The sequence below is a fragment of the Demequina sp. genome, from assembly GCA_024707205.1.
Taxonomy (GTDB): Bacteria; Actinomycetota; Actinomycetes; order Actinomycetales; family Demequinaceae; genus Demequina.
The window spans coordinates 93293-108755 of sequence record JANQAD010000001.1 but is presented as its reverse complement, the minus strand read 5'-3'; the positions used below and the strand labels follow the sequence as shown (position 1 = coordinate 108755).

Genomic DNA, 15463 nt, shown 5'->3' with positions numbered 1-15463 from the left:
TCATTCAATATCACCCGCCGCGATCAGGGCGGTCCAGACGGAGGCGAGGTCGCTCGTGGCGGAGATCGTGGCGACGCGCCACCCCGCGCGCCTCAGCGCGCGGGCAGTGTCGCGACCGGCTTCCTGCGTTGCCGCTGTGGTGCGCACGAGCGCCCACGCACGGCGGGCGTCGCCAATCGGAACGAGCGCGTCGAGGGCCTCGGCTTCGAGCGGCTCGACGATCGCGACGATGACCTCGCCGTGAAGGGCGTCATGCTGCGCCTGGCGCGCGGCCCTGACCAGATGGTGCGTTGCGGCTGCCTGTGACACCGGGGCGGCAAGGTCGACGGTCTGGTCAAGCAGCGCCGCCCTTCCGGCCTCGGAGCCGTGCTCGCCGAGGTGGCGAGAGACGTCGGGGTTGAGTCCGGCTCCGAGGATTCGCACGGGGTGCCCTGAGTTCAGCACCGACAGCGCGATCGAGGCCGACGCGGAGACGGCCCACTCGAGCGCCTGCGGCTCGCGGGGGAGATCCATGAGCACCGTTGCAGGGCGCCGGCCCGCGCGCTCGTCGGAGCGAACCAGCATCGTGCCCCGACGCGCAGACGACGCCCAGTGCACGCGACGCAGGTCGTCGCCCTCTCGGTAGTCGCGCAGCGAGGCGTCGTCTGGGGACGGGGTGCGGGCGCCGAGCACGATGCGGTCGGCGAGTCCCATGAGCGCGCCCGCCGTGCCGCTGAGGTCAACGACAGCGGGCCACACCGGGATGAGCTCGGCGTCGCCAACTGCGGTATCCGCCCACAGGACGCCGAAGGGGTCCGCGGAGTGCACCAGCGCCGGCCCTAGCGGCCAGCGACCGCGCCGTGACGGCAAGAGCGAATAGGTGAGAATGAGCGTCGTCTCGTCGCGGGACACCGATGCCTTTGTCGCCATGCCGCCCGTGAGCTCAGCCGCCGCCTGCTCACGAATGTCGAGGGACTGCGTGACCGCGCGCCGCCAGCGAGAGGCGCGGGACCCGTCGGACTTGATCGTCACGGTCACGAGGCCAGGCACGCCGGCGGTGAGGGGGTGGGGGACCACCTCGCGCCGCGCATAGGGGAAGCGCGTCACGAAGGTGTTCACGGACAGCAGCATCCAGATGCACGAGACCATGAACACCGCGAGCATGAAGATCCCGCAATAGACGAGGATCGGGGTCGCGAGGCCGATCCCAAGGCCCCCGAAGACGAGGCCGGCACTGCCCAGCCCAACGCCGCGCGCGCTGAACGCGGTGGCGGTGCGTGGGGAGCCGTCGGGGGTGCTCACGGGCTGGGCCTAGCGGGAAACCGTCGTGTGCTCCACGGCGCGCTCGCGGGCATGGGGGGCGTCGCGCGCCTCGGTGGGGACCGCGGTGCGGCCGACGATCTCGCGCATGATCTGCTGGGTGGAGCGACCGGCGAGGCGGGACTCCGTGCTCGCGATAAGGCGGTGCGAAAGCACCGCGACCGCGAGGGCCTTCACGTCGTCGGGCAGCACGTGGTTGCGGCCCGCCATGGCCGCGCGCGCCTTGGACGCGGCGAGCAATTGGAGCGCCGCGCGGGGCGAGGCGCCGAGGCGCAGGGCAGAGTCGGAGCGGGTGGCCGTGACGATGTCGACGATGTACTGCTTGATCGCGGGCGCAGCGTAGACGCGGCGCGCAACCTCGATGGCGCTCGCGAGGTCCTCGAGAGTCGCGACGGGGGTGATCGCGGCGAGCGGATCGGCCCCGTCGTGGCTTGCCAGCATTGCCATCTCGTCGCGCGGGCTTGGGTAGCCAACGGAGACCTGGGTCATGAAGCGGTCGCGCTGCGCCTCCGGAAGGGGGTACGTGCCCTCCATCTCGATCGGGTTCTGCGTCGCGAGGACGACGAACGGCGTAGGCAGCTTGCGCGTGACGCCGTCGACAGTCACGGCTCCCTCCTGCATGGACTCGAGCAGCGCCGCCTGCGTCTTCGGCGAGGCGCGGTTGATCTCGTCGGCGATGACGACGTTCGCGAACACGGGGCCCGGCCGGAACTCGAAGCGGTGGTCGTCGCTGCGGAAGATCGAGACGCCGGTGACGTCGCTCGGGAGCAGGTCCGGAGTGAACTGGATGCGGCCAACGGAGCCGCCGACGCTCGCGGCGAGCGCCCTCGCGAGCGTCGTCTTCCCGACCCCCGGCACATCCTCGACGAGCACGTGACCCTCGGCGAGCACGGTGGCGAGCGTCGCCGTGATGGCGCCGTCGAGGCCGGAGAGCACCGTCGAGATCGAGTCGCGCACTCGCGTCGTGAGGCTCGCGACGTGGTTGAGGTCGTCCGCGGTCGGGACCGGATTAGTCATGACGCTCCTTCGCTGTCGGGTCGAGCCTATGCGACCCGACCCCCGACCTCCCAACGGGCAGGGGAGAGCGTGGCGTGGCCGTCGGCATGAAGAACGAAACAGGTGGAGGAATCGTTGTGAAATGGGCACCCAAGTGGAGGGAAGTGGAGTAAAGTGGAGGGAACTGGCGAGTCGTGGCGCTGAAAGGGGGTCCGTGGTGGCTGAGCACGGACTGGGACCCACAGGGGTCTTCCTTGGCACGTTCACGCCCAGGCTCGACGAAAAGGGGCGGCTGATCCTGCCCGCGAAGTTCCGCGGCCGGCTCGCGTCTGGCCTCGTCATGACGCGCGGCCTGGACCGCTGCATCTTCGTGTTCCCCATCGACGAGTTCAACGCCATTCACGATCGCCTGCGCCGTGCGCCGCTCGAGAACAAGAACGCGCGCGACTACCTGCGCAACTTCCTCGGCTTCGCAAGCGACGAGCTTCCGGACAAGCAGGGGCGGGTGCTGCTGAGCGCCCCCTGCGCACCTATGCGGGAATCGACAGGGAGGTGGCCGTCGTCGGCCTCGGCTCCCGCGTCGAGATCTGGGACCAGGCCGCGTGGGAGGACTACCTCGCTCGCGGCGAAGACGACTACGCAGCAACGGCAGCAGAGGTCTTTCAAGACATGTGACGTGTTCCGCGGCCTCCTCCCGCGCGGCTCTGACGGACTTCCCCCCGTCAGAGAGCCGGAGGGAGACCGGGGCACACGACACGAGGGAGGAGTGAGCATGGACGCAGCACAGCAGCACCACCGGCACACGCCCGTGATGCTCGACCGCTGCGTTGAACTGCTTGCTCCGGCACTCCAGAGCCCGGGCGCCGTCGCCATCGACGGCACGCTCGGGATGGGGGGCCACACGGAGGCGCTGCTCACGCGCTGTCCGCAGGCCACCGTCGTCGGCATCGATCGCGACCCCCAGGCCATCGCGCTCGCGAGCGAGCGGCTCGCCGCGTTCGGCGACCGCTTCCGCGCCCATCACGCCGAATACGACGACATTGCGGGCGCCCTTGCCGTGGCACGGGCCGACGCTGCGGCCGGGATTCTCTTGGACCTTGGCGTGAGCTCGCTGCAGATCGATGAGGCGGAGCGCGGCTTCTCGTACGCGCAGGACGCGCCGCTCGACATGCGCATGAACTCCGAGGACCCCGTCACGGCCGCGGACATCCTCCGCGACGCAGACGTGGCCGAACTCACGCACATCCTCAGGGACTACGGAGAGGAGCGCTACGCCGCGCGCATCGCCGAGTCGATCGTGCGCATCCGCGAGACCGCGCCCATCACGCGCAGCGCGGAGCTCGTTGACCTCGTTCGCGCCTGCATTCCCGCGGCGACCCGCACGCCCGGGTCGAATCCGGCCAAGCGAACCTTCCAGGGCCTGCGCATCGCGGTGAACCGCGAGCTCGAGGTGCTCGAGCGCGCCATGCCCCGCGCCATCGACGCGACTGCGGTCGGTGGGCGAATCGTGGTGATGTCGTACCACTCGCTCGAGGACCGCATCGTCAAGCGCGCGTTCGCCGCCGGGGCCGAGAGCACCGCTCCCGTCGGCCTTCCTGTGGTTCCCGACGACGACAAGCCCTACCTGCGGCTCATCACGAGGGGAGCGGAGACCGCGAGCCCCGAGGAGGCCGAGCGCAACCCCCGCTCAAAGCCCGTGCGCTTGCGCGCCGTGGAGCGCGTGCGCGAGACGCCCGCCGCGAGGAGGGCCGCATGAGCGCCGCCCCCGCGCGCCACCCGCGCCCGATCCAGCCAGCCCCACACGGTCCGCGTCCGAGCACGCGCACCCAGCCGCAGCGTCGGGCCCAACCGCAGCGCCAATCTCAACCACAGCGTCGGGCGCCGCAGGAACGGCATCTGCGGGCGGTTGCGGCGCCGGAGCAGGCCCGCTCCCTCGTTCCCTTTGCCTGGACGTGCGCACTCATCATCGTCGGCGCGCTGACCGCCGTGCTGTTCATCAACACCTCGATGGCCCGCGGTGCGTACGAGCGCCGTGACATCAAGATCGAGATCGCGAACCTCCACGAACAGAAGGCGTCTCTCGTCACTCAGCTTGAGCAGAAGTCCGCTCCGGACCAGTTGGGAGGCGACGCGCGGGAACTCGGAATGCAGCCGGCCGCGCGCTTTGGCTTCATATCCTTGGCGGACAGTCTCGTCATCGAGTCGAGGAGCAACTAATGGCGTCATCGCCGCAGATGCGCGTCGGCAATCCCGTGGTGCGGCAGCGCGCGGTCTCGCTCCTCGCGATTCTCTTCCTCCTGATCTTCGCGGGCCGTCTCGTGATGATCCAGGGCGTCGAGTCTGCAGCGCTGTCGGAGCAGGCGCTCGCACAGCGGCTCGTCACCAAAGAGGTGACGACCCCTCGCGCCGACATCGTCGATCGCGACGGCGTGGTGCTCGCCACCACGGTCGACAGGTACAACATCGGCGTGAACCAGAAGGAGCTCGCCACCTGGAAGCGCACGGACGACAACAAGGTCAGCGCGGAGGGGCCGATCGGGGCGGCCGCGATCCTCGCGCCCATCCTCGGGCTCGATGAGTCCGAGCTCGCGGCGAAGCTCGTCGGCGACTCCACGTGGGTCTACATCGCGAAGAACGTCACCCCGGAGACGTGGGACCTCGTGAACGCCGAGGAGATCGCCGGAGTTCAGCCCGAGGCCGTGAGCGAGCGCATCTACCCCAACGGCAGCATTGCGGGAAATATCGTCGGCTTCGTCGGCGGCGAGAAGTCGGGGCCGGGAACCACGGGTCTCGCCGGGCTCGAGCTCGCGTACAACAAGGAACTCACCGGCAAGCCCGGTTCGATCACCTACGAGAGCGGCGGCAGCGGAACGCTGATCCCCACCGGGGTGCACCAGGAGACGGCCGCGGTACCAGGCAAGACGGTGATGACGACCTTCAGCCGCGACATCCAGTACTACGCGCAGCAGCGCGTCGCGCAGGCCATCTCCGAGACGGGGGCGTCGCGCGCAACGGTCATCATCGAGGACGTCAAGACCGGTGAGATCTACGCGCTCGCGGACTCGCACTCCGTTGACCCGAACGATCCAGGGGCGAGCGCGGAGGACGACCGCGGCTCGCGCGCCGTCTCTTCCATGTTCGAGCCCGGCTCCACCGCGAAGACCATCACCATGGCGGCGGCGATCGAAGAGGGCCTCGTGACGCCGACGAGCCACATCAAGGCGGCGTACGCCTTCACCACCGAGAACGGCCAGACCTTCCACGACTCCCACAAGCACTCCACGCAGAAGCTCACGGTCGCGGGCGTGCTCGCGGAGTCCTCGAACACCGGCACCGTGCAGATCGGCTCGCTGCTTACCTCCAAGCAGCGCTACCAGTACCTGACGGCCTTCGGGTTCGGATCCAAGACCAATGTGGGGATGCCCGGTGAGCAGAAGGGTCTGCTCGCGAACTACCAGGACTGGGACGGCCGCTCCAAGTACGCCGTGCTCTTCGGCCAGGCGCTCTCGGTGACCGCGATCCAGACCTCGCAGGTGTACCAGACCATCGCGAACGGCGGCGTCCAGGTTCAGCCGACCATCGTCAAGGGCTTCGTGGACGCCGACGGCAACTTCACCCCTCGCGAGATGGAGAAGTCAAAGCGCGTGGTCTCGGAGAAGACCGCCAAGCAAGTCATGAGGATGCTCGAGTCCGTCACCACCGACGGCACGGGAACCCTCGCCAAGATCCACGGGTACCGCATCGCAGGCAAGACCGGCACCGCACAGGCGAAGTGCGCGAGCGACGGCACATTCGACTGCATCGTCGCGTCGTTCGTGGGCGTGGCCCCGGCCGATGACCCGCGTATCGTCGTCACAGTGATCCTCTACGACCCCAAGAGCTCCATCTACGGCGGCGACGTCGCCGCCCCCGTCTTCAAGGACGTGGCGACCTTCGCGCTGCAGGAGCTGCGCGTTCCGCCGTCGGACTCGAAGGCCACGCTGTACCCCCTTACCTGGAAGTGACGATGCCCCAGCTGTCAGCCGACATGTCGCTGCGGCCGGCGAGGGTCTCGCCGGTGGCTCTTGGCGAACTTGCCGCCCGCGCTGGCGCTGTCCTGTCCATGCCCGACGCAGTGGGCGCCCTGATCTCCGGAGTCACCGTTGACTCGCGCGCCGTGGCGCCCGGGGACCTGTTCGGGGCCCTGCCGGGCCTGCAGGTACACGGCGCGACGTTCGGCGCCGCCGCGGTTGCGAGCGGGGCGTCGGCCATCCTCACGGACGCCGAGGGCGCCGAACTCGTTGCGCACCTCGGGGTGCCGGTTCTCGTGGCGCAGCACCCGCGGCACGCGATCGGCGAGGCGGCCGCGTTGGTCTACGGACACCCCTCGAAGCGCCTGGTGTTCGTGGGAGTCACGGGAACAAATGGCAAGACGACGACGAGCTATTTCATCGACAACGCGCTCGCTCAGGTGCATCCAAAGAGGGGAATCCTCGGCACCGTCGAGCTGCGCGTTCTCGACGAGGCCATCGAGTCTCCGCGCACGACGGTCGAGGCCCCCGTGCTCCACGGCCTCCTGGCGCGCATGCTCGAGGAGGGCGTCACGGCAGCGGTGACCGAGGTGAGCTCGCACGCCGCCGCTCTGGACCGCATCAGCGGCGTCGACTTCTCCGTTGCCGTGTTCACCAACCTGCAGTGGGATCACCTCGACTTCCACAAGACCATGGAGGGCTACCTCGCGGCCAAGGCCCGGCTGTTCGAGCCCGGCCGCGCGCGCAGGGGGGTCATCAACATCGACGACGAGTGGGGCCGAAAGCTCGCGTCCCGGGTCCAGATCCCCGTCGAGACCGTGTCCACGCTTACCCACGCCCAGCGAGACGCGGATTGGGTCGTCACCTCCGCCGACATCGGCCTGGACGGCGTGGGCTCCACGTTCACCTTCCGCGGTCCCGATGGCAGCGAGCACGCGGCGGAGAGCCCCCTGCCGGGCCTCGTCAACGTGTCCAACGCGATGGTCGCGATCGCGGCGGCTCACGCGGCGGGAGTGCCGCTCGCCCAGGCGATCTCCGGGGTCGCGACCGCGCACGCGGTTCCCGGCCGCATGGAGCGGGTCATCGAGCGCTCCGTGGAGGATCCGCTCGCGATCGTCGACTACGCGCACACCCCTGACGCGCTGGAGCTCGCGCTCAACGGCGTCCGCCCCATCACGCCCGGCAGGCTGATCCTCATCTTCGGCTCAGACGGCGATAGGGACCGCGAGAAGCGGCCCGTCATGGGGGAGATCGCTGCCCGCCTCGCCGATGTCATCGTGCTGACAGACGAGAACCCGCGCTCCGAGGTGCCGGCGGAGATCCGTGCGGCCATCCGCGAGGGGATCGAGCGCGTCCGGCCCGACCTTCGCGACGTGCACGAGGTGGAGCCGCGCGTGGCCGCGGTCGAGTTTGGCCTGCGACTTGGTGGCCCGGACGATACCGTGATCGTGACCGGCAAGGGTCACGAGCCAACCCAGGAGATAGCAGGGGTGTTCCACCGCTACAACGACCGCGACGCCTATCTGGCGGCACAGCGGAGCATTCTCGCTGAGCGTTCAGGGAATGCGCCGCGCTCGGGAGACTCGGCGTGAGGCCCGTCACCGCCCAGTGGGTGGCGAACGCGGTTGGCGGCACTCTCGCGGCCGACGTCGACGCGGTGGTCACTTCGGTGGTCAAGGACTCGCGGGACGTCGCGCCCGGCTCACTGTACGTCGCGTTCGTGGGCGAGCGCGTAGACGGCCATGACTTCACGGGCGCCGCGCTCGCGGCCGGCGCCACGCTGTGCCTCGTGTCCCAGCACGTCGACGCCCCGCACGTGCTCGTGGACGACGTCGAGGCCGCCCTCGGCGCACTAGCCCGCGCGTACCTCGCCCTCCTGCGCGTCGAGGGCGAGATCACGGTCATCGGCATCACGGGCTCCAACGGCAAGACCACCACCAAGGACATCCTCGCCCGGACCCTGCCCAACGCGGTCGCTCCGGTGGGGAGCTACAACAACGAGATCGGCATGCCCGTCACGGTGCTCGCGGCCGATTCCGCGACTCGCTTCCTCGTGCTCGAGATGGGCGCGAGCGGCCCGGGGCACATCGCCTACCTCACGTCCATCGCGCCGCCTGACATCGCGGTGGAGCTCATCGTGGGCACCGCGCACTCGGGCGGGTATGACGGCCCGGACGGCATCGCGCGCGCAAAGGCCGAGCTCGTGCAGGGGCTTGCGCCCGGTGGTGTGGCCATCCTGAACGCGGACGACGCCGCTGTCGCGGACATGGCGCGCTTCGCCGAGCGGGTGGTCACCTTCGGCACGAGGTCCGACGCTGACGTGCGGGCGGCTGACGTCACCCTCGACCACGGGAGGGCGAGCTTTGTGCCGGTGGTGAGGGGAGCGTCGGGCGAGCGCGTGACGCTCACCCTCGTTGGCGAGCACCACGTCACCAACGCGCTCGCCGCTCTCGCGACGGCCGTCGAGTGCGGCCTCGATCCGGCCGTGGCCGCGGCCAAGATCGCCGCGGCGGGTCCGGTGAGCGAGCACCGCATGGCTGTCGTCGAGCGCGCAGACGGCGTGACCGTGATCGACGACAGTTACAACGCGAGTCCTGAGTCGATGCGCGCCGCCATGCGCGCGCTCATGGACGTCGCGGACGGCGGCCGCACCATCGCCGTCGTGGGGGAGATGCTCGAGATGGGTGAGGCGTCGCGCGACGCCCACTGGGACGTTGGCCACAACGCGGTGCGCCTGGGAATCGACTACCTGCTGGTGGTCGGGGAGGGCGCCAAGCCCGCGTTCGACGCCGCCGTGCGCGAGGGTTCGTGGGGCGACGAGGCGGCTTTCGTCGGTAGCATTGGCGAGGCTCGCGCGTACCTCTCTCAGAGGCTCACGGCGGGTGACACTGTTCTCGTGAAGGGCTCGCATGGCTCCGGTCTGTACGAACTTGCGGACGCGTTGGTGAGGGAGGACGCATGAAGGCGGTGGTGTTCGCGGGGGCCTTCGCGCTGATCGTCTCGCTCTTCGTGACCCCCCTGTTCATCCGCTTCCAGCGCAAGCGCGGGCTCGGTCAGTTCATTCGCCAGGATGGCCCCGAGTCTCACCACGTCAAGCGCGGCACCCCGCAGATGGGCGGGCTCGTCATCATCGCCGCGACGATCGTCGGGTGGATCGGAGCCAACCTCACTACCGGCGATAGAAGGCCGGACATCTCGTCGCTCCTGGTGGTGTTCCTCATGTGCGGCCTTGGGCTCGTCGGGTTCCTCGACGACTTCCGCAAGATCTCCAAGGAGCGTTCGCTGGGCCTCAGAGCGCGATACAAGATCCTCGGCCAAGCGGTGGTGGGAATCACGTTCGCCGTGCTCGTGCTGCAGTTCCCCGATGAACACGGGATCACGCCCGCGTCCACGGCGATCTCCTTCCTGCGTGACACGGTGGTCGACTTCGGGGCGCTTGGCGGGGCGATCGGCCTGATCATCTTCATCATCTGGACCAACTTCCTCGTGACCGCGTGGTCGAACGCCGTCAACCTCACCGACGGTCTCGACGGGCTCGCCACCGGTGCCGCCGTGATCTTCTTCGGTGCCTACGTACTCGTGTGCCTGTGGCAGCTCAACCAGAAGTGCGGCTTCACGGACAACGTGGCGCAGTGCTACGAGGTCAGAGATCCGCGGGACCTCGCCATCCTGTGCTCGGCGATCGCCGGCGCATGCGTCGGGTTCCTCTGGTGGAATACGAGCCCCGCAAAGATCTTCATGGGAGACACCGGCTCGCTCGCCCTCGGCGGCGCCATCGCGGGCATCACGATGGTCACCCGCACCGAGCTGCTCGGCGTGATCATCGGCGGCCTCTTCGTCATGGTCGTCGCGAGCTCGGTGATTCAGATCGGCTACTTCAAGATCAGCGGCGGCAAACGCGTCTTCAAGATGGCGCCCATCCATCACCACTTCGAACTCCTGGGCTGGGGCCAGGTCACGATCGTGACGCGCTTCTGGATCATCGCGGGCCTGTGTGCAGGCTTCGGCATGGCGATCTTCTACCAAGAGTTCGTCGCGCAGTTCTCATGATCTCTGGCCTGCGAGTGCTCGTTCTGGGCGTAGGCGTCGCCGGGACGAGCACCGTGGCCGCGTGCCGCGAGCTCGGTGCCACCGCCGTGAGCGTGGACGCCAACGGCGAGGCGGATCACCTGACCGTCGATGAACTCGACCTGACGCAGTTTGACGTGGTGATGGCCTCCGCGGCCTTCGCCCCCCACAGCGAGGCCATCCGCGCGTGCGAGGCCGCGGGTCTCGAGATCTGGTCGGAGATGGAGTTCGCGTGGCGCGTGCGCCGCGAGGGCATCCCGTGGGTGCTCGTCACCGGAACCAACGGCAAGACCACCACCACGCAGATGGTGGGCGCCATAGCGTCGGCCGGCGGGCTGGACGTGCGCGTGTGCGGCAACATGGGCATCCCCGTGATTGAGGCGGCGCGCGCGCAGTGCGACCTCGTGGCCGTGGAGATCGCGAGCCTGCAGCTGCACTTCACCCACACGCTCTCGCCGCACGCGGCGGTGTGCCTCAACGCCGACGACGACCACACCGACTGGCATGGGTCCCTTGAGGCGTATCACGCGGACAAAGCGAGGGTCTACCAGCATGTTCAGGTCGCGTGCGTGTATCCGGCCGCCGATCGCGCGATCGAGCAGATGGTCGAGGAGGCCGACGTCGTCGACGGCTGCCGAGCGATCGGCGTCACGCTGGGGGTGCCCGCCGTATCGCAGCTCGGGGTCGTCGACGGTCACCTAGTCGACCGCGCGTTCCACGACGAGCGCCGCACCCACGCGATCGAGCTTGGCCACCTCGACGACCTCAAGCATCTCGTGGCGGGCGCGATCCCCCCGTATCTCGCAATCAACGCCCTCAGCGCGGCCGCGCTGGCCCGCGCGGTCGGCGTGGCTCCCGCGGCCGTCCACGAGGGGTTCGCGGGTTTCGCCCTCGACCACCACCGCACCGCATTCGTCAGGGAGCTGGACGGCGTGACCTATGTCGACGACTCCAAGGCCACGAATGCGCACGCGGTCAGGGCCGCCTTCGGCGGCTTTGGGCCCGACGCTGTGGTCTGGATCGCGGGCGGCCTCGCCAAGGGTCAGGAATTCGGCGAGCTCGTGGCCTCCATTAGGGGCCGGCTCCATGCCGTGGTGCTCATCGGGGTGGATCAGGAGCCGCTTTCCAGGGCTCTCACGGAACACGCCGCCGATATCCCCGTGCTCGCAATACCCCCGGGAGACACTGTCATGGAGCGCGCCGTGGTGGCCGCTCGCTCGCTGGCAAGGGAGGGCGACACCGTCCTCCTCTCGCCCGCGTGCGCATCGATGGATCAGTTCCGCGATTACGCGGACAGAGGGACCGCTTTCGCCGAAGAGGTGGGGCGCTTGGAGGGTTGATGACGGCCACGACCGGCGCCAGGCCTCGCACCATGGCGTCCGCGTGGAGGTCCCCAGCCGCCACCTACTATCTGCTGGCAGCGTCGGCGGGAATCCTGCTCATCGTCGGCCTCGCGTCGGTCCTCTCGAGCTCCTCGATCGAGTCGCTCAAGGCGACCGGTGGCAACCCGTATGCGCTGTTCGTCGTGCAGCTCGCGGCCTTCTGCGTGGGCCTCGTAGCGATGGCTCTGGGCTCGCGACTTCCCGTGATCGCATGGAAGCGACTCGCGCCGGGCGTGCTCTACACGTCGATCGTCCTGCTCGTGCTCGTCGGCGTCGCCGGTGTGTCCTCGGGAGGCAACAAGAACTGGATTCGCGTTGGTCTCGTGACGTTCCAGCCCTCCGAGATGGCCAAGTTGGGTCTCGCGCTGTATCTGGGAGTGGTGCTGTCCCGTTTCCGGAAGCACCTCACCACGTGGAAGCAGATCATGGTTCCCGGCGGGTTCATGTCGCTCATCGTGATCGGTCTGGTCCTCTACGGCCGCGACATGGGCACCGCGATCGTGCTCGCGGTGATCGTGGGAGCGGCGTACTGGATCGCGGGCCTGCCCATTCGCTTCTTCGCGATGATCGGCTTCGTCGGACTCAGCGTGGCGTTCGCGCTGCTGACCCAGGGCACCACGCGCACGGGCCGGATCGACCTGTGGCTCCACCCTGAGAACTGCGGTGCCGCCAACGACGCATGCATGCAGACCATCCACGGCATGTGGGCGCTCGCGTCCGGCGGACTGTGGGGCCTGGGGCCAGGCATGAGCCGCGAGAAGTGGGGCGGCGGCCTGCCGGTGCCGGATTCCGACTTCATCTTCGCGATCATCGGCGAGGAGTTCGGCCTCATCGGCACGCTCCTCGTGCTGTTCGCGTTCGCGATGATGATCGTCGCGATCAACCGCATCGTGCACCGCTCCGTGGACCCGTTCGTGCAGATCGCGGGTGGCGCTATCGGCACGTGGATCGTCGCGCAGGCGTGCATCAACATCGCGGTTGTCCTTGGGCTACTTCCCGTCACCGGTCTGCCGCTGCCGCTGGTCTCCTCGGGCGGCTCCTCGCTCATCGCGTCGATGACGGCGATAGGCGTCCTCATGGCCTTTGCGAGAGCCGAGCCGGGAGCACCGGACGCGTTCGCGGCGCGGCCCACCGTGGTTCGCCGCTCGCTCGCAGTGCTGTCCAGGGGGCGGCGTGGGTAGCTTCGTGCTCGCCGGAGGCGGCAGCGGAGGCCACGTGAACCCGCTCCTCGCCACCGCGGCGGAACTGACCGCGCGCGGACACTCTGTCGTCGCCGTCGGCACGGCCGAGGGTCTCGAGACCGAACTCGTCCCTCGCGCGGGCGTCGAGCTGCGGTTCGTGGACCGCGTCCCGCTCCCGCGGCGCCCCAACGGTGCGGCCCTGACGTTCCCCCGCGACTTCTCGCGCGCCACCGCGCAGGCCGCGGAGATCATCAAAGACACACGGGCCGACGCCGTCGTCGGCTTTGGCGGATACGTGTCCACTCCCGTGTACAAGGCCGCACGTAAGGCAGGCGTGCCGGTCGTGGTCCACGAGGCGAACGCCCGGCCCGGGTTCGCGAACAAGTACGGCGCCCGATTCGCCGCCGCGGTCGCCACTACGTTCGCCGGCACGCCGCTTCCGGGCGCGGTGGTGACCGGGCTGCCCCTGCGCCGGGAGATCTCCGATCTCGCGGCCGCGATGGCCGACCCCTTGAGGCGGGGAGACCGCCGCCCGCGAGGCGCGCGAGGCTCGCAGGTGGGCCCCCGACGCCCCCGTGCTGCTCGTTACGGGAGGCTCGCTCGGCGCGGCGAGCCTCAACGCCGCCGTGACCGAGGCCATCCCCACGCTCGTGCGCCACGGGATCCACGTGATCCACCTGACCGGAATTGGGAAGGACGAGGCCGCCTTGCGGGCTAAGGGCGACCTTCCCGCGAAGCTCCGCGACGCGTACCAGGTCTCCGAATACGCCCATGACATGGGCGCCGCCCTCGCGGCAGCGTCGTCCGTGGTGTGCAGGGCGGGAGCGAACACGGTGAGCGAGGTGAGCGCGCTGCGGCTGCCGGCGCTGTACGTGCCGCTGCCCATCGGCAATGGCGAGCAGGCGCTCAACGCGCGCTCGGCGGTGGAGGCTGGAGCCGCGATCCTCATCGCGGACGCGGACCTGACCCCGGCGCGAGTGGAGCTCGAGGCCGAGCGCATGATCCTGGACCACGCGACGGCGACGGCCATGGCAGCGGCGGCAGCGAGCGTCGGCATCCCCGACGGCGCGTCTCGGCTCGCGGACCTCATTGAGGGGGCCGTCTCATGAGGTGGCACTTCATCGGCGTCGGCGGCTCGGGAATGTCCGCGGTGGCGCGGCTCGTCGCCGCGAAGGGCGTCGACGTCACGGGGAACGATCGCGGAGAGAGCCTGTACTTCCTTGCGCTCCACGACGCGGGAATGGACGTGCGCGTGGGGGATGACGCGTCTCGCGTGGACGGCGCCGACGCGGTGGTGATCTCGAGCGCGGTGCGCGAGACCAATCCGGAGCTCGCACGGGCGCGTGAGCTGGGCGTCGAGGTCCTGCACCGCTCCGAGGCGCTTGTGTGGGCGCTCGAGGGGCTGTCGCTCGTTGCCGTCGCGGGCTCCCACGGCAAGACGACCACCTCGGCCATGACGGCGCGCGCTCTTCACGGCGCGGGAATCGACGCGAGCTTCGCCGTTGGCGCGCGGGTGTTCGGCGTGCCCGGCGCCGTGGCTGGGGGCTACGCCGGCACCTCGGGGGTGGGCGTGGTCGAGGCCGACGAGTCCGACGGCTCGTTCCTTCGCTACCGCCCCCACGTTGGCATCATCACGAGCATCGAGCCCGACCACCTCGATCACTACGGCACGGTCGACGCCCTCCACGACGCGTTCCTCGCGTTCGCGCGCTCGTGCGACGCGGTGATCGTGCACGCGGGCGATCCCGTTGCGCTGCGGGTCGCACGCCTGGCGGGGGAGTCGGACGTGCGCGTGCTCACCTACGGCTCGGACGAGGGCGCTGACGTTCTCGTGACGCCCGACGCCGTGGTCGGCTTTGGCGCCGAGCATCCGCTCGCGGTTCCCTTGCCGGGGGCGCACAACCGGCTCAACGCGGCGGCGGCGTGGGCCGCGGCGGTGGAGATGGGGGCTGACCCGGCGCGGGCCGCAGAGGCTCTCGCGACCTTTGGGGGAACCGGGAGGCGCTTCCAGCTGCGCGGCGAGGTCGGGGGAGTGCGCGTCATCGACGACTATGCGCATCACCCAACGGAGGTCGCGGCCGTCGTGTCCGCCGCGCGAGCGGCGGGCGCCGGTCACCTCGTGATCCTGTTCCAGCCTGCGCTGTTCACGCGGACGCGAGACCACTTCGCGAACTTCGCGGCCGCGCTGTCCGTCGACGACGCCGATGTGGTGCTCGCTCCCGTTCACGGGGACCGCGAGGACCCCATTCCCGGCGTCGATTCCGAGCTCATCGCCTCGCGCATGACTGTGCCTGCGTCCGTGGCGGCGTCGCTCGAGGACGCCGCGCGCATGGCCGCCGATCTCGCGACGCCAGGGTCGACGGTGCTGACCGTCGGCTCGGGCACCGTGACCAAGGCTCCAGACTGGATTCTCGAGCGCTTGGGGCGCGAATGAGCACGCCAACGCGGCCACCGTCCGCCCCACAGTGGAAGCGGGTCGAGGCCCGACCACCGCAGGAGGGCACGCGAGCGCCCGAGCCGACTGAGC

The 15463-nt window shown here is 69.6% G+C and carries 13 protein-coding genes and 1 pseudogene; 12 read left to right on the top strand and 2 right to left on the bottom strand.

All coding sequences use genetic code 11. From position 1 onward, the window contains the following. Both NVV57_00550 and NVV57_00545 read right to left on the bottom strand, forming a co-directional pair. Positions 1-1281, bottom strand: a complete 1281-nt coding sequence (locus tag NVV57_00550) for a DUF58 domain-containing protein (GenBank protein ID MCR6711250.1) — start codon at positions 1279-1281, stop codon at positions 1-3. 9 nt (positions 1282-1290) lie between these two features. Beyond that, positions 1291-2316 (bottom strand): AAA family ATPase, encoded by a 1026-nt coding sequence (locus tag NVV57_00545; protein MCR6711249.1) that lies wholly within the window; start codon positions 2314-2316, stop codon positions 1291-1293. Between the two features lie 211 nt (positions 2317-2527). Between NVV57_00545 and mraZ the strand changes: the two are divergent. The 12 genes and pseudogenes from mraZ (at position 2528) to murC (ending at position 15370) form a co-directional block, all read left to right on the top strand. Further along, a pseudogene (gene mraZ, locus NVV57_00540) lies at positions 2528-2970 on the top strand (division/cell wall cluster transcriptional repressor MraZ). Positions 2971-3067: 97 nt separating this feature from the next. Next, positions 3068-4051: a 16S rRNA (cytosine(1402)-N(4))-methyltransferase RsmH gene (gene rsmH / locus NVV57_00535; GenBank protein ID MCR6711248.1), complete on the top strand. Its 984-nt coding sequence runs from the start codon at positions 3068-3070 to the stop codon at positions 4049-4051. Then, positions 4048-4512: a hypothetical protein gene (locus NVV57_00530; GenBank protein ID MCR6711247.1), complete on the top strand. Its 465-nt coding sequence runs from the start codon at positions 4048-4050 to the stop codon at positions 4510-4512. The genes rsmH and NVV57_00530 overlap by 4 nt, the downstream gene beginning before the upstream one ends. Further along, positions 4512-6299, top strand: coding sequence for a penicillin-binding protein 2 (locus NVV57_00525; GenBank protein ID MCR6711246.1), 1788 nt, complete (start codon positions 4512-4514; stop codon positions 6297-6299). The genes NVV57_00530 and NVV57_00525 overlap by 1 nt, the downstream gene beginning before the upstream one ends. A gap of 2 nt (positions 6300-6301) precedes the next feature. Next, positions 6302-7897: a UDP-N-acetylmuramoyl-L-alanyl-D-glutamate--2,6-diaminopimelate ligase gene (locus NVV57_00520; protein ID MCR6711245.1), complete on the top strand. Its 1596-nt coding sequence runs from the start codon at positions 6302-6304 to the stop codon at positions 7895-7897. Beyond that, the gene (locus tag NVV57_00515; GenBank protein MCR6711244.1) at positions 7894-9267 is read left to right on the top strand and encodes a UDP-N-acetylmuramoyl-tripeptide--D-alanyl-D-alanine ligase; all 1374 of its coding nucleotides are present in this window, start codon (positions 7894-7896) and stop codon (positions 9265-9267) included. Before NVV57_00520 ends, NVV57_00515 begins: the two co-directional genes overlap by 4 nt. Further along, the gene (gene mraY / locus NVV57_00510; GenBank protein MCR6711243.1) at positions 9264-10355 is read left to right on the top strand and encodes a phospho-N-acetylmuramoyl-pentapeptide-transferase; all 1092 of its coding nucleotides are present in this window, start codon (positions 9264-9266) and stop codon (positions 10353-10355) included. Before NVV57_00515 ends, mraY begins: the two co-directional genes overlap by 4 nt. Beyond that, the gene (gene murD / locus NVV57_00505) at positions 10352-11713 is read left to right on the top strand and encodes a UDP-N-acetylmuramoyl-L-alanine--D-glutamate ligase (protein ID MCR6711242.1); all 1362 of its coding nucleotides are present in this window, start codon (positions 10352-10354) and stop codon (positions 11711-11713) included. Before mraY ends, murD begins: the two co-directional genes overlap by 4 nt. After that, positions 11713-12936, top strand: coding sequence for a putative lipid II flippase FtsW (locus tag NVV57_00500; GenBank protein ID MCR6711241.1), 1224 nt, complete (start codon positions 11713-11715; stop codon positions 12934-12936). The genes murD and NVV57_00500 overlap by 1 nt, the downstream gene beginning before the upstream one ends. Continuing rightward, entirely contained in the window at positions 12929-13654 is a 726-nt protein-coding gene (locus NVV57_00495; GenBank protein MCR6711240.1) for a glycosyltransferase, read from the top strand. The genes NVV57_00500 and NVV57_00495 overlap by 8 nt, the downstream gene beginning before the upstream one ends. Next, a complete protein-coding gene (locus NVV57_00490) occupies positions 13563-14045 on the top strand; it encodes a hypothetical protein (GenBank protein MCR6711239.1) in 483 nt (160 codons plus the stop codon). Before NVV57_00495 ends, NVV57_00490 begins: the two co-directional genes overlap by 92 nt. Beyond that, positions 14042-15370: a UDP-N-acetylmuramate--L-alanine ligase gene (gene murC, locus NVV57_00485; protein MCR6711238.1), complete on the top strand. Its 1329-nt coding sequence runs from the start codon at positions 14042-14044 to the stop codon at positions 15368-15370. Before NVV57_00490 ends, murC begins: the two co-directional genes overlap by 4 nt. Positions 15371-15463 lie beyond the last annotated feature (93 nt).